This is a genomic window from Peribacillus sp. NPDC058075 (genome assembly GCF_042885195.1).
Classification (GTDB): Bacteria; Bacillota; Bacilli; order Bacillales; family DSM-1321; genus Peribacillus.
Genome location: NZ_JBHVSL010000001.1, coordinates 478,855 through 491,968 on the forward strand (window position 1 = coordinate 478,855; position 13,114 = coordinate 491,968).

Genomic DNA, 13,114 nt, shown 5'->3' on the forward strand with positions numbered 1-13,114 from the left:
TCATTGGCCTTGAAGCTTTGAGTATCTTCGAAATTATAGAGATTCTTTGATGACCTTCTTGTAATGAAATACGGATAGTATTCCGAAGATCGAATACAGTGCCGTGTATAATGCCATAACGATGATCATCGGTGTCCAAACTTCGGTTCCGAATAAGAACCATCCTGATTGGACTGCGAAATAACTGTGAAGCAGCCCGACGATTAAAGGAATGCCGAAATTGAAAACCTGTTTTGCCTGGATTCCTCTTAGAAGGTCACCTCGCGTGAATCCGAGTTTTCTTAAGATCGTATAATTGGATTTTTCCCCTTCACTTTCATCCATTTGTTTGAAATACAGGATGCAGCCGGATGTGATAAGGAAGGTTAATCCCAAGAAGCCGACGATGAACATGATAAGGCCCATATTCTTCTTCTGGGTGTTGAACATTTCAAATTGGGAATCATTCACATGTTCTTCTTTAAAACTCATTTTTTTGAATAGATCATTCGCCTTTTCAAGTTCAGCTTCATCCTTTACATCAATGCCAATATTAACGGATGATACTTTTTGGATTTTCGGGTCGACATCCTTTTTCAAACGGTCGAATATCGTTTGGTCTACAATGGCAACAGGCAATCCGCCATTCGTGAAGTAATAGGGCAGGAAGGTATCATCTTTCAATCCCATATATGTTTGCGGAATCCCTTCATTTTTGCCTTTCAGTTCAATCTTTCCGGAATCCTTCAAAGATATGACCTTCTCCATCATATTACTGTATCCGCTGAAAAGGGTCTCATCTTTGGCGAGGTTGATTCCTTGAACGGATTCATCACTTATGACGGGAACGGTCATGATATCCGGGTCGAAGTTCACTCCTTCAAGGCTCGTTTCCATTATTTCCTTAACATTGACATCCACTTGAATGACATCTATGACCTTTTCGTCATACTCAATTTCACTGTCTGATAAAGCTTTTTTGAATGTATCCGCATCTCCCTTATCGGTCATCGAAAAATCGGTAGGGATACTGCTTTGTGCCATTTTTTCAGCTGAGTAGTAGGAGATATAGCTTAATGATAATAACCCGATCGCCAGAGCGGAAACGGTCGTGATGATCGTCAATAATATCGCATTCGATTTCATCCGGAACATGATGGATGAAAGGGACAATACTTCATTGATGTTCAAATAGCCATTTTTCTTTTTACGGATAATATTAAAGATGAAGCTTACGGATCCTTTATAGAATAGGTAGGTACCGATGATGACAGTTGCCAAAATGAAGATCATGGCCATAAAAAGCTCGGTCATCTGTGTGAAAGCTCCATCGAATAATTTGGATGAAACGACATAGCCAGCAATGATCAGGATGATCCCGAATATCCCGATGATCATTTCGAACATCGAAACCTTTTTCACTTTTCCTTCCGTCATTGAAGTCACTCTAAATAATGATAGAATGGTTTGCCTTTTAATGAAGGCATAATTCATCAACATGATTAAAAGATAGATGGCGCTAAAAACGAGCACGGTTTGCACAAGCGGCTGAAAAGAAAATGTAAGAGTCGCAATTGCCTCGACACCCATTATTTTAAATAGTATCATGATGATCAATTTTGAAGCGGCAAACCCTACAAAGATTCCGAGGAATACGGAACAGAAATACAGGATCAGGTTTTCCACACTCAGGATACGGAATATCCTGTTCTTCGTCATGCCTATCAATTGGAATAAACCAATTTCTTTACTGCGTCTTTTAATGAAAATGCTATTGGCATATAAAAGGAATATGGAAACAATCGCAACAAGCAGGATCGATGCAGCCTTGATGGAGGCGGCCCCTTTCACCGTACCCTCCGCTTCATCCAGCGATGGGTCATATTGCAAGGTGACAAAAGCAAAGTAAAGGGAAGCGCTGAAGACCAGAGCAAACACATACAGATAATAGTTCTTCAGATTCTTCTTCAGGTTTCGCAAGATGAGTTGATTAATGCTCATTTTGAACCCCTCCCAATACACCTTGTGTTTTCATGATGTCCTTGAAGAAGGTTTGTCTGGATTCTTCCCCCTTATTCAATTGTGTATAGATTTGTCCATCTTTAATGAAAATGACTCGGCTGCAATAACTGGCGGCCACGGGATCATGGGTTACCATGATGATGGTCGCTTTGTGCTTTCGATTCATTTCACTCAGTTTGTTCAGTAAATCGGAAGCTGATTTTGAATCCAGCGCCCCAGTCGGTTCATCCGCAAATATGATGCTTGGATCATGGATGAAAGCCCGTGCTGCAGAAGTACGCTGTTTTTGACCACCGGAAATTTCATTTGGGTATTTATCCTTCACTTCATATATGCCCAGTTCCTTCGCCACGCTATCAAACTTTTGTGCCGCTTCATTAGCGGGCGTTTTTGTAATGGATAAGGGCAAAAGGATATTTTCTTTGACAGTCAGTGTGTCCAATAAGTTATATTCCTGGAAGATGAAGCCCAGATGGTTCTTACGGAATTCGGCCAAATTCTTTTCTTTCATCGCCGAAATCTCTTTTCCATCGATCGTAATGGTACCGTTGTTGATTTTATCGATCGAGGAAAGGACATTCAGCAAAGTCGTTTTTCCTGAACCGGACGCACCCATGATACTTACGAATTCACCTTCTTGTATGCTTATATCGAGGCCCTTTAATACTTCTTGTTTATTGAATTTATTACCATAGCTTTTATGGACTTTTTTCGCTTCTAATATATTCATTTGGATACACTCCTTTTTTTCTATATCCTCATTATAAAAGGCCATGTATTTCTTTTCCTTCGTTTGGACGAACAAAGAATAAAAGCATGTGACACTTTTGTCACATGCTTGTGATATTCACGAAATCATTTCTTTTTGGGAAGGTCAAAGTAACGGTCGTCCCGGTTCCAAGCTCTGATTTAACATCAATGGAGATGAATAGGGACTCGGCTGCATTCTTTGTTAAATATAAACCCATGCCAGTTGCCGCAGTGTCACGATGATTTGTCGTGGATGTAAATCCTTTATCAAATATGCGGGATAAATCCTTTGGGTCAATGCCCCGTCCAGAATCCTGCACTTCAAGAACCGTTTGTCCGGCTTGGACATGGCTATATATCATGATATCTGAGTTTTCACTGTATTTAATGGAGTTGGTCAAGAGCTGCCTCGTGATAAAGGCCAGCCATTTGGCATCAGTAAGCACTTCGGTTACATCCAATTGTATGTCGAAGCCGATCCCTTTTTGAATGCACCATGATCGCAGCGTTTTAATCTCATCAAAGATTATTGTTTCCAAATCAGTTTTCTCTATATACAAATCATTTTCGATGAAAGGCATGCGCCTTTGATGGAGCTGCTGATCAAGAAGAAGGTGAATGCGCAGCCACTCATAAGTCAAATGCGATTTCAGCAATTCATCATCCAAGCGGTCAATCATTAAATGCATCGCCGTCAATGGCGTCTTCACTTCATGTATCCAAGATAATAATTCATCCTTCTCCTGCTCTAAAGTCATTCGGCCAATTGCAGCGGATTGCTTCAATATTCCGGTTTGGTTAATGATGCTGTTTTCTATGATTTTTTCGAAAGGGCTTTCTGGTTCGGCTATATTCGTAATATCCAGGTTGTCTTCCCGCATTTCTAAACTTTTATAAAAAAATGTTTCTTTTTTATAGCGGAATATCAAAAACATACTGAATATGAGCAACGATAAAAAAACAATATACAGTATTGGTTTTAACGGAATCGCCGAATCCAGATAAGCGACAAAGATAATGAATAGATGAAGAAGTATGTAAAATGTAATCCAGCTGAACCTTTCCACGAGATATTTTCTGATCATGCATTTGCCTCTTCTACGGCGATATAGCCCTGTCCGACCTTCGTTTCGATAAAATGCCCTAATCCCAATTCATCCAACCTCTTTCGTAAACGGTTCACATTCACTGTAAGGGTGTTGTCGCTTATGAAACGTTTGTCATCCCATAAGCTGTTGATCAACTCTTCGCGGCTTACGATCTTGTTTTTCTGTTCAATGAGCTTCTTCAAGATGAAAATTTCATTTTTCGTCAATTCGATTGTGCCCGTCTCGGCCGATACCGTGTTCTTCTCGTAATCCACGGTGGCGCCGCACCAGGTTTTCAATTCGATCTTTTCCGTATTGTAATTATAGACACGGCGAAGGGTGGCCTGTATCTTCGCGATGAGTACATCGAAATGAAAAGGCTTCTGGATAAAATCATCAGCTCCAAGCTGCATGGACATCACCATGTCGGTCGGATGATCCCGTGATGATAAAAAGATGATGGGAACATTGGAATGGGACCGGATCATTCTGCACCAATGAAATCCATCAAACTTCGGCAACTGTATATCAATGATGACCAAATCAGGTTTTATGTCCGTGAATTCCTGAACCACTCTACTAAAATCACCGATTCCGTAAATATCATAAGACCATTGCGCCAATCTATCTTTAATTTCATTGAATAACGTCGTATCATCTTCTATCAATAGAAGTTTAAACAATGGGTTCACCGCACTTTCCAGCTTTTTCTTAAAAGTATATAGTAAAACCTTTATAGGTTCTAGAGGAAGGGAGGGACAGGGGAGGTAATAGACTACTGGTTGTGTGTAAACCATTATTATATTAATATTGGCATAATGAATGGAGGAAGTGAATTTATGCCTGATTTGCCTAATTGCCCTGCATGTGATTCAGAATATACATACGAAGACGGTAGTCTTTTTGTTTGCCCGGAATGCGCCCACGAGTGGACGGTGGAAGCGGAAACGGAAAATGGCGATCAAAAGAAGGTTATCAAAGATGCTAATGGAAATGCCTTGAACGATGGTGATACGGTTACGGTAATCAAGGATCTTAAAGTGAAAGGGAGCTCATCCGTCTTAAAAATGGGCACTAAAGTCAAAAGTATCCGTCTAGTTGATGGAGATCATGATATTGATTGTAAGATTGATGGTTTTGGTGCAATGAAATTAAAATCCCAATTTGTTAAAAAGGTATAATTAAAAACGGCCTAATCCATTGATTAGGCCGTTTTTTTACATTACTTCTTAATAAACTTTGTCGCCGTTAAAGATTGAATTCTTAACAACCACATAATCCACATTCCTGATGGCCTCTAACTTTGTACCACCTGCATATGAAATGGATGACTGAAGATCTTGTTCCATTTCCTTCAACGTATCCTCCAAAGATCCTTTGTGCTCGACAAACATCTTTTTGCCTTCAACGTTTTTCTTTTCACCTTTTTGGAATTCAGAAGCTGAACCGAAGTATTCTTTAAAGGCCTTTCCATCTTTCTCGATCGTTTGACCTGGAGATTCTTCATGCCCGGCAAATAGTGAACCGATCATGACCATTGAAGCTCCAAATCTAACTGATTTGGCAATATCACCGTTCGTGCGAATGCCGCCGTCAGCTATGATTGGCTTGCTTGCCGCTTTTGCACACCAGCGAAGTGCAGCTAATTGCCAGCCGCCCGTTCCAAAACCAGTCTTGATTTTAGTGATGCATACTTTCCCTGGTCCAATGCCCACCTTAGTAGCATCCGCACCAGCATGTTCCAATTCACGTACTGCTTCAGGAGTTCCTACATTTCCTGCAATGACAAAACTTTCAGGTAAATGTTTTTTAATATGCTGTATCATCTTTATCACGGCATTGGAATGTCCGTGTGCAATATCTATCGTAATGTATTCAGGCACAATGTTGTCATTCGATAATTGTTCGATGAATCCGTATTCTTCGTCTTTAACGCCGACACTGATGGAAGCGATCAATTCTCTTGAATGCATGTCTTTAATGAAAGTCAGGCGTTTTTCTGGCTCAAAACGATGCATTACATAAAAGTAACCGTTTTCAGCCAAGTAAATGGCAATCTTTTCATCAATGATTGTTTGCATATTGGCAGGTACTACAGGTAACTTGAATGTATGTTTACCCAAAGTAACGGATGTATCACACTCAGAACGGCTATTTACTACACATTTTGCAGGAATTAATTGAATATCTTCATAGTCAAACACGTTTTCCATGTTATGCACCTCTATATACGAATATTTTTGTCTTTTTATATAAAAATTGTTCGCCCATTAGGTAATGTACATCATTTTTGACAGTAAGTCAAAATTTTTATTGGTTTTATTTTGATTTTATATCAGCTTGATGGGAAATCCGTAATAGCGTAGGAAGGTGAAAAAGACGAATGATTAGAAAATTACTAATGTATTTCAGTTTGTCGACAAAATTGGGTTACCACTCCAGGCACTCGCTTTCCGCGGGCGGGGGGGAGCCTCCTCGGCGTATGCCTGCGGGGTCTCCCATGCCACGCTTTTCCCGCAGGAGTTTCGCGCATTCCTTTTCAATCCACTTTGTGTTAAAAGATAGGTGTTCTTTTGTCTACAAACTAGTTTTTTGTTGGTTTGTAAAATGGGAACGTTGATTGGAACGTAGGGTACTCGCTTTTCCCGCAGGAGGCTTGGGCTTCCGTTCCAACCAATTGGAATTTTTAAAAGAAAAAACTGCAGGGTGGTCTTATTCCGAACCATATTTAAGACTAGTTTACTTTCAGGTTTTTACTGTACTCATGGTTGGAAGAAATTTGCGACACTCCTGCCGAATTCCTGGCTAGCCGATACCCGAGACGATTAAGGCGAGGAGGCTTGGCAGACAGCCGGCGGAAAGGGAGCGGATTTCTGAAATCTACTAGTTTTTTTTGTCTACAGCCTTGAAATACTTAAGTATTTTCACCAATCTGTATGACTTTTACACCTTTACGTTTTTTTACATCTTCTTAACGGGACCGACATGGCACTAAGTTAAAATGATAAGGGGTAACGAAAAAGAATGGAGTGATTGGCATGAAGGTTGAATTACATTGTCATACGAACATTTCAGATGGTTCGAGTTCTTTTGAAGAACTATTGGAGGTTGCAAAAAGGGAGAGAATTGGCCATTTAGCGATTACGAATCACGATACAACGATGAGATTGCAAGAGATGGTGGAACGGGGAAAGGAAATAGGAATTGAAATCATCCCTGGAATAGAAGTTTCTGGTTATGACTTTGCAAGAGGCAGGCGTGTACATATTTTGGGCTATTTTGTTGAGCCTGGTCATAAGGCACTTAATGAGCTTTGTAATCCATTGATTGAAAAAAGGAATGAAGCTTCTGAAAAAATGGTGGAACGACTGATTCATGCAGGCTACCGAATAACATGGGATCAGGTATCTAAATTCAGGGGAGGAACCGGTGTTTATAAACAGCATATTATGCTAGCGCTAAGGGAATCGGGGTATACGGATTCCATCTATGGAGATTTGTATAAGAAAATCTTCAGTCGCGGCCAAAATGGAGAAGAGCCAGGCATTGCCTTCATTCCTATGAAATATGTCGATGCCATTCTGGCTGTAAAGGCGATTCGTGCTGCCGGAGGAGTCCCGGTCCTTGCTCACCCAGGACAATACGGGAGCTTTGAAATTATTCCTGAGCTTGTAGAAGCAGGGCTTGAAGGGATTGAAGTTCTTCACCCTCATCATGGTCATGAAGAAGAGGAAAGAGCGATTTCATATGCAGATCAATATAATCTCATTAAGACAGGAGGTTCTGATTTTCATGGGGATTATGGGGAGAATCCGATTCGTCTTGGCAGTATGAGCCCTGGAAAGGAATGTGTGGATGCTTTGAAATCAAGGAAAAAAAGCATGTCCATTAATGATGTGGTATAGATATCGCTCGAATTCACGAGTAAATGCTCTGAATTCACGAGTAAAAGTACGAAACTCACGAGTAAATGCTTCGAATTCACGAGTAAAGCTCGAATTCACCAGTAATGGCTCGTCTTGGCGAAACGAGATCATGGTCACATGTTTTAGAAAATGAGAAGAAGAATATACAGAAAAATCTTCAAGAGCTGAATCGATCAATCTTAAGAACCAAGGTTAATTTTGAAACAATGGATGTTCAATAAGAGGGGGGAAAGCAATGAATTTGGATGTAGTTCATGATATACAAACTGTTTATAGAAAGCTAGTAACGGCGACTTCAAGGCCTGGAACTTCAGTGGTTTTGGAGAGGGAAGCCAAGACTTTGGATGTTCAAATGGAATGCCTATCTTCTACTATCCTGCTTGCACTTACTGTACTTGACCCTGAAGTGACTTTTAAGGTCATTGCAAAGGAGGGGGAGGCGGTGTCAAGAATGATCAATCAGCTTACTTATTCAAAGCCTGTCGATTTGCCTGAGGCGGATTTTATCTTTATTTTACATGATGCCTCAGAGGAGCAAATGAAGGAAGCGTTGACTAAAGCAAAGGTAGGAGATCTGTTTAACCCTCATGAATCTGCAATGATCATTCTAGAAGTGCCGGATGTAACGAAAGGGGACTCTATGATCCTTTCTGGACCGGGAATTCAAGACGAATCATTCATAAGCCTCCCGAATGTCTCCGCCTGGCTTGGTGTAAGGAACGAAAAAAACATAGAATTCCCGTTAGGAATCGATATGTATTTTGTGGATCAACAAGATCGTTTAATAGCCTTACCGAGAACGACTCAAATCAGAGAAAATGGGGGTGAGATGATATGGGATATGTTGCAGTAAAGGGCGGTACAAAGGCGATTGAAGAATCCATCAAACGCTTAAAGTTTGAACGGGCCAAAAAAGGGACGGCCATGGCTGCATAAGATAGAAGCTGGGATGAGAGGGTTGATTGATCAGGTTATGTCAGAAAGCAGTTTGTATGATCAATCACTGGCTGCACTTGCCATTAAACAGGCTGAAGGCAATCCGGAACTATCGATCACTTTGCCGCGAAAGCATGTTTCACGGGTGATCAGTTCTGAAAATATGAAAGTGGAAAGGCGGATTTCAGCAAGTTTTAAGGATGTACCTGGCGGGCAGATTTGAGGTGCCACGACCGATTATACACATCGGTTACTAGATTCGGAGCTGAAAAATGAATCGGATATAAGCATTCAAGATTGGTTACGGGCTTTTCAAGAAGAAAATCGTTCAACGGAATATGAGAACGATATGGATGATTTAAACTCTCTGCCTAAAGTTTTGGACTACATAAAGAAGTGCGGCTTATTAGCAAGCTGTGAAAACAATGATTTGCAGCCTGGGGATGTGACAAGGAAGAGTCTGGAGTTCCCTTCAACTCGGAGTGAACGCCTGCAAATTTTAACTAGAGGCCAAACCGGTGCAGTGACAGCACTTGCTTATGCAGTCATTCGTGGAGATGGTGCACTGCACCCGACAGTAGGAGAGCTGCGGGTAGGTCAGCAATCTGTCTTGAAATCTTCGCAACACAAATCAAAAGGAAACTTAAAGTATCATCTTGATGCTAGAATTGGGAAATAGGGGTTCTGACCATCTATCAATTGGTGTAGCCCCCGAAAGTAGAGTTTGTTTCATAGAATGCATGAAAGAAGACCACAAAATGAAGTGGTCTCTTTGTTTGGAAGTCGATTTAAATGTTGTCATTGCCATGAAATGCTTATATAAGCGCGGACTTTATTTCTTGTATCTGTTTGATATGCCTTTGTTCATGTAAGGATAATAATTCAATCCATTGATCCAATGAGAGGTCCCCGAACAGGGGATGCTTTGCTTTCTTTCTATTTAACAAGATATCTGAATCCATATCATAAAGAACCTGTAATAATCGATCCCTTGATTCTCCCAGCAAATCCATAAGGCTCGATAATTGAAATGGGGTTGAAGAGGGTGAAACGATGTCAGGGGATACGAATTTCTTTTTTCTATTAGTAACAAGGTAAATGTTTTTTTGAATGATATTATTAAAATCCCTTTCCCGAATGCCATTTGCTATAGCTTCTGTAAAAACCTGTTCCGTAAGATATAAATGATGGCAAATTTGGGCGATGCCCCATACTTCAGGCACAGTCTTATGGTGGAGCATTTTTTCATCCAGCTCCGTAATTTCCTCAATTAACTGTTTTCTTGATTCAAATAGCAAATCATACTCGATATAATTCATGAGAACTCCCCTTTTGTGACACTCCCATATGAAAGCATCACTGAATTTTGATATAGGAAAAAACAAAGGGATATCTGATTGCATAAAGAATGTATAAAAACTACGGAAAAAACACCTGATTGAATGTGAATTCATGATGATTGAAGGAGTGTGGCACTATAGTTTTGAAGCATGGTTTCTATTTTAATAAAGAATGTTAAAAGATATCTCTTATAGTACAACGAAAAGACATGTTTCATTGGTATTTATAATTTTGAGGAAGAAATACAGATCTGGTGTCAGGTCTGTATTTCCAGGAGAATCATTTTTTCAGGAGCGTGATACCCTAATGCCTATGCACATTACTTAAGTTTATGCCTGTAATTGACGCATTACTTGGTTAACGGAAACCTTAATGGGATGGATATCTTTTGAATTCCATAATAAAAGTCCTTGATTAAGTGAAATGAAGTAAATGGCCAGTTCCAATGGGTCACCATCCACAAAAATTCCATCCTGCTGTCCTTTACTGATAATACGGGCAATCCCTCTCATGGCTGCCGCATATTTTTGATTCAATTCTTGTTTAATCTCATTAGAGAGCGTGTCAGAATGTTGAGCTTCATTAACAAGAACACGGCGGTCCGAGGCTTCCTCTGGTGAACCGGAAAAAGTAAGTTCAGTGAACCAAACCAGTTGATCCCAAGGTGTGCCCTTTCTATTTTCCGCTTCATTCACTGTTTCAATAAACATATCCAGTACGTTCATGATAATGGAAACATAAATATTCTCTTTTGATTTAAAGTAATGGTAAAAGAGTCCATGACTTAAATTCACGGATGAAGTAATATCGCTGATTTTTGTTGCTGCAAAGCCCTTGCGTGCGAAAATCTTCAGTGCAGCACTGCTGATTTCCTCATAGCGTCGATCTCGGATTATCTTAAATTGTTCATCATTTTTTGGAGCCATCGTTGATTCCTCACTTGCTGAATAATATTTCATCATTGTTGCATATGGCTTATTTTAAAAAAAGAACGGTAGGAAATTTTTCTGTTCATAAACACTCTACCATATAAGTTTATGATAAAAAATAGTGAGTGATGGGGCTTTTTATCATTCACTAACTAATTTCGATGGAAAAGGGTGATTCTCCTCGTTTTTTAGCGAATACATTTTTTGATTGACTTATAAGTCAACGTTGTATATTATGGGTTCATGCTCAAGTGCATATTCATAATACTGATGTAAAAAGCATGATTGAATGCTATATGCATACAGGCAGTCCGTTGCATTTTAAAAATACATGTATTAAAAAGGGGATAGAAAAATGAGTAGACTTCAAGGGAAAACCGCTATCATCACTGGGGCAGCTGGCGGAATTGGTAAAGGTATGGCCATGGCTTTTGTTAAAGAAGGAGCAAAAGTGGCAATCATCGATTTAAATGAAGAGCTTGGGAACGAAACCATAAAAGAATTACAAGAATATCAACCAGAATCCATATTCATCCAAGCTAATCTAGCAGAGCATGACAAATTGGCTTCAATCGTTAAAGAAGTGGCTGATAAATTCGGGAAAATCGATATCTTGGTAAATAATGCACACGCTTCACGAATGGCCTCCATTGCTGACACAACACAAAAAGAATTGGATTTATCCTTTAATACTGGATTCTATCCAACCTTCTACCTCATGCAAGCCGCATTGCCTTACTTAAAGGAAACACAGGGCAAAATCATTAACTTTGCATCAGGTGCCGGGATTAATGGTGATGTCAATCAAGGTACGTATGCAGCAGCAAAAGAAGCAATCCGTGGAATTACCCGTGTTGCAGCAAATGAATTCGGTCCATTCGGCATCAATGTAAATATCATTTCCCCGATTGCCAAATCACCTGGCATGCTTCAATGGGCAGAAGAACAACCAGAATATTATCAAAGCATGCTAGCCAAAATTCCGCTAAGAAGACTTGGTGAGCTTGAAAGTGACATTGGGCGTACAGCTGTATTCCTGGCAAGTGAGGATTCTGATTATATTACTGGTCAAACAATCATGGTTGATGGCGGTTCCATTAAATTACGTTAAGTTTATTGGCTAAAAATCCGTTACTTAGCTTGTATGATGTTACATTTGCGGGTAATGCAATGGGAGGCTGATCGATTGGTGTGTTACTAGGTGCTTTAGCCTTCGGTGTTCAGAGCCAATATTTTAAAAAGGGCGGGAGAATTATTTCCCGTCCTTTTTTTCTTGGATAAGGAAACCATAAGAAAAGTTGCTAACGCAATGGGGAGCTTATAAACTGAAGATAGACAAAATGAACGAGGATGGTGAATGCCAATGGCTAAAACAATAGTAGAAAAACTGAATTTACATAAATATGAAAGGGTGGCAGTCTTGAATCTGCCAGCCGGGGCGGATTATTTAGCAGAGCTGCCGGATTACGATACAGAGCTTACTGAAATTGCCTATGATCTTATATTTGCTTTTGTATTGGATATGGATTCTTTAAAAGGAATCGTGGATAAGGTGATCGAGAAAAATCAATTGAGTATAAACGGCTATATTTATTTGGCTTACCCCAAGAAAGGTAATAAAGAATATGCTACATATATTCATCGTGATGATCTGATGCAAGGCCTTGGTGCGGATGATGATGGTTATGTTGGCCCGAGTGACCTGAAGTTTGCACGTATGGTCGGGTTGGATGATGTCTTTACGGTAGTCGGACTGAAAGAAGATTCGAAAAATAGGAACCGTCCATCTATTAAAGCAAGCCAATCAGTAGATGATTATATCGAAATGATTTCTGAAATTGAGAAAGATTTGCAGGATTCTCCTGATTTGCTTGCGTTCTATCATTCACTTACCCCAGGGTACCGCAAGGATTGGGCCCGTTACGTATATAGTGCAAAACAAGTGGCGACACAAGTGAAACGGCGCCAGGAAATGAAAACGATTTTAGGAGAAGGATACAAGAGCAGGGATTTATATCGAAGAAATAAATGAGGGTGGGGAATGTCTTCCATTCTCTTTTTTTATTGTACTGTTCATCCTATCAAAAGCATATACTAGACCGAATCCAAACTTAAATCGTAATAATTATGATTTGCGAGGTGG

At 40.0% G+C, this 13,114-nt stretch carries 12 protein-coding genes and 1 pseudogene; 6 read left to right on the forward strand and 7 right to left on the reverse strand.

From position 1 onward, the window contains the following. Positions 1 to 33 precede the first annotated feature (33 nt). The 4 genes from ACFVS1_RS02480 to ACFVS1_RS02495 all read right to left on the reverse strand — a co-directional run bounded on the left by ACFVS1_RS02480 (position 34) and on the right by ACFVS1_RS02495 (position 4,522). Positions 34 to 1,980, reverse strand: coding sequence for an FtsX-like permease family protein (locus ACFVS1_RS02480; protein WP_387545005.1), 1,947 nt, complete (start codon positions 1,978 to 1,980; stop codon positions 34 to 36). Continuing rightward, positions 1,970 to 2,731, reverse strand: a complete 762-nt coding sequence (locus ACFVS1_RS02485; RefSeq protein ID WP_387545006.1) for an ABC transporter ATP-binding protein — start codon at positions 2,729 to 2,731, stop codon at positions 1,970 to 1,972. The genes ACFVS1_RS02480 and ACFVS1_RS02485 overlap by 11 nt, the downstream gene beginning before the upstream one ends. A gap of 100 nt (positions 2,732 to 2,831) precedes the next feature. Then, entirely contained in the window at positions 2,832 to 3,836 is a 1,005-nt protein-coding gene (locus ACFVS1_RS02490) for a sensor histidine kinase (RefSeq protein ID WP_352925484.1), read from the reverse strand. Then, positions 3,833 to 4,522 (reverse strand): response regulator transcription factor, encoded by a 690-nt coding sequence (locus tag ACFVS1_RS02495; protein WP_387549181.1) that lies wholly within the window; start codon positions 4,520 to 4,522, stop codon positions 3,833 to 3,835. Before ACFVS1_RS02495 ends, ACFVS1_RS02490 begins: the two co-directional genes overlap by 4 nt. Positions 4,523 to 4,678: 156 nt before the next feature. Here ACFVS1_RS02495 and ACFVS1_RS02500 point away from each other — a divergent pair, with 156 nt between their 5' ends. After that, the gene (locus ACFVS1_RS02500; protein WP_352925486.1) at positions 4,679 to 5,020 is read left to right on the forward strand and encodes a zinc ribbon domain-containing protein YjdM; all 342 of its coding nucleotides are present in this window, start codon (positions 4,679 to 4,681) and stop codon (positions 5,018 to 5,020) included. Between the two features lie 48 nt (positions 5,021 to 5,068). Here the strand turns inward: ACFVS1_RS02500 and guaC are convergent, their stop codons facing one another. Next, complete coding sequence (gene guaC / locus ACFVS1_RS02505; protein WP_241589051.1) at positions 5,069 to 6,052, reverse strand: GMP reductase; 984 nt, start codon at positions 6,050 to 6,052, stop codon at positions 5,069 to 5,071. Between the two features lie 825 nt (positions 6,053 to 6,877). On the opposite strand from guaC, the gene ACFVS1_RS02510 reads away from it, so the two are divergent. The 3 genes and pseudogenes from ACFVS1_RS02510 to ACFVS1_RS02520 all read left to right on the forward strand — a co-directional run. After that, on the forward strand, positions 6,878 to 7,744 hold the full coding sequence (locus ACFVS1_RS02510; RefSeq protein ID WP_387545009.1) for a PHP domain-containing protein: 867 nt from the start codon (positions 6,878 to 6,880) through the stop codon (positions 7,742 to 7,744). A 256-nt stretch (positions 7,745 to 8,000) separates the two neighbouring features. Next, the gene (gene phnH / locus ACFVS1_RS02515; RefSeq protein ID WP_387545011.1) at positions 8,001 to 8,618 is read left to right on the forward strand and encodes a phosphonate C-P lyase system protein PhnH; all 618 of its coding nucleotides are present in this window, start codon (positions 8,001 to 8,003) and stop codon (positions 8,616 to 8,618) included. Further along, a pseudogene (locus tag ACFVS1_RS02520) lies at positions 8,600 to 9,305 on the forward strand (carbon-phosphorus lyase complex subunit PhnI); the annotation flags it as partial. The gene phnH and the pseudogene ACFVS1_RS02520, both read left to right, overlap by 19 nt. Before the next feature lie 211 nt (positions 9,306 to 9,516). Here the strand turns inward: ACFVS1_RS02520 and ACFVS1_RS02525 are convergent. Then, positions 9,517 to 10,020, reverse strand: a complete 504-nt coding sequence (locus ACFVS1_RS02525; protein ID WP_387545013.1) for a DinB family protein — start codon at positions 10,018 to 10,020, stop codon at positions 9,517 to 9,519. Between the two features lie 351 nt (positions 10,021 to 10,371). Next, on the reverse strand, positions 10,372 to 10,968 hold the full coding sequence (locus tag ACFVS1_RS02530; RefSeq protein WP_352925494.1) for a TetR/AcrR family transcriptional regulator: 597 nt from the start codon (positions 10,966 to 10,968) through the stop codon (positions 10,372 to 10,374). A 358-nt stretch (positions 10,969 to 11,326) separates the two neighbouring features. Between ACFVS1_RS02530 and ACFVS1_RS02535 the strand changes: the two genes are divergently transcribed. Both ACFVS1_RS02535 and ACFVS1_RS02540 read left to right on the forward strand, forming a co-directional pair. Further along, positions 11,327 to 12,082 (forward strand): SDR family NAD(P)-dependent oxidoreductase, encoded by a 756-nt coding sequence (locus ACFVS1_RS02535; RefSeq protein WP_387545014.1) that lies wholly within the window; start codon positions 11,327 to 11,329, stop codon positions 12,080 to 12,082. A gap of 252 nt (positions 12,083 to 12,334) precedes the next feature. Then, a complete protein-coding gene (locus tag ACFVS1_RS02540; protein ID WP_387545015.1) occupies positions 12,335 to 13,003 on the forward strand; it encodes a YdeI/OmpD-associated family protein in 669 nt (222 codons plus the stop codon). Positions 13,004 to 13,114: the final 111 nt, after the last annotated feature.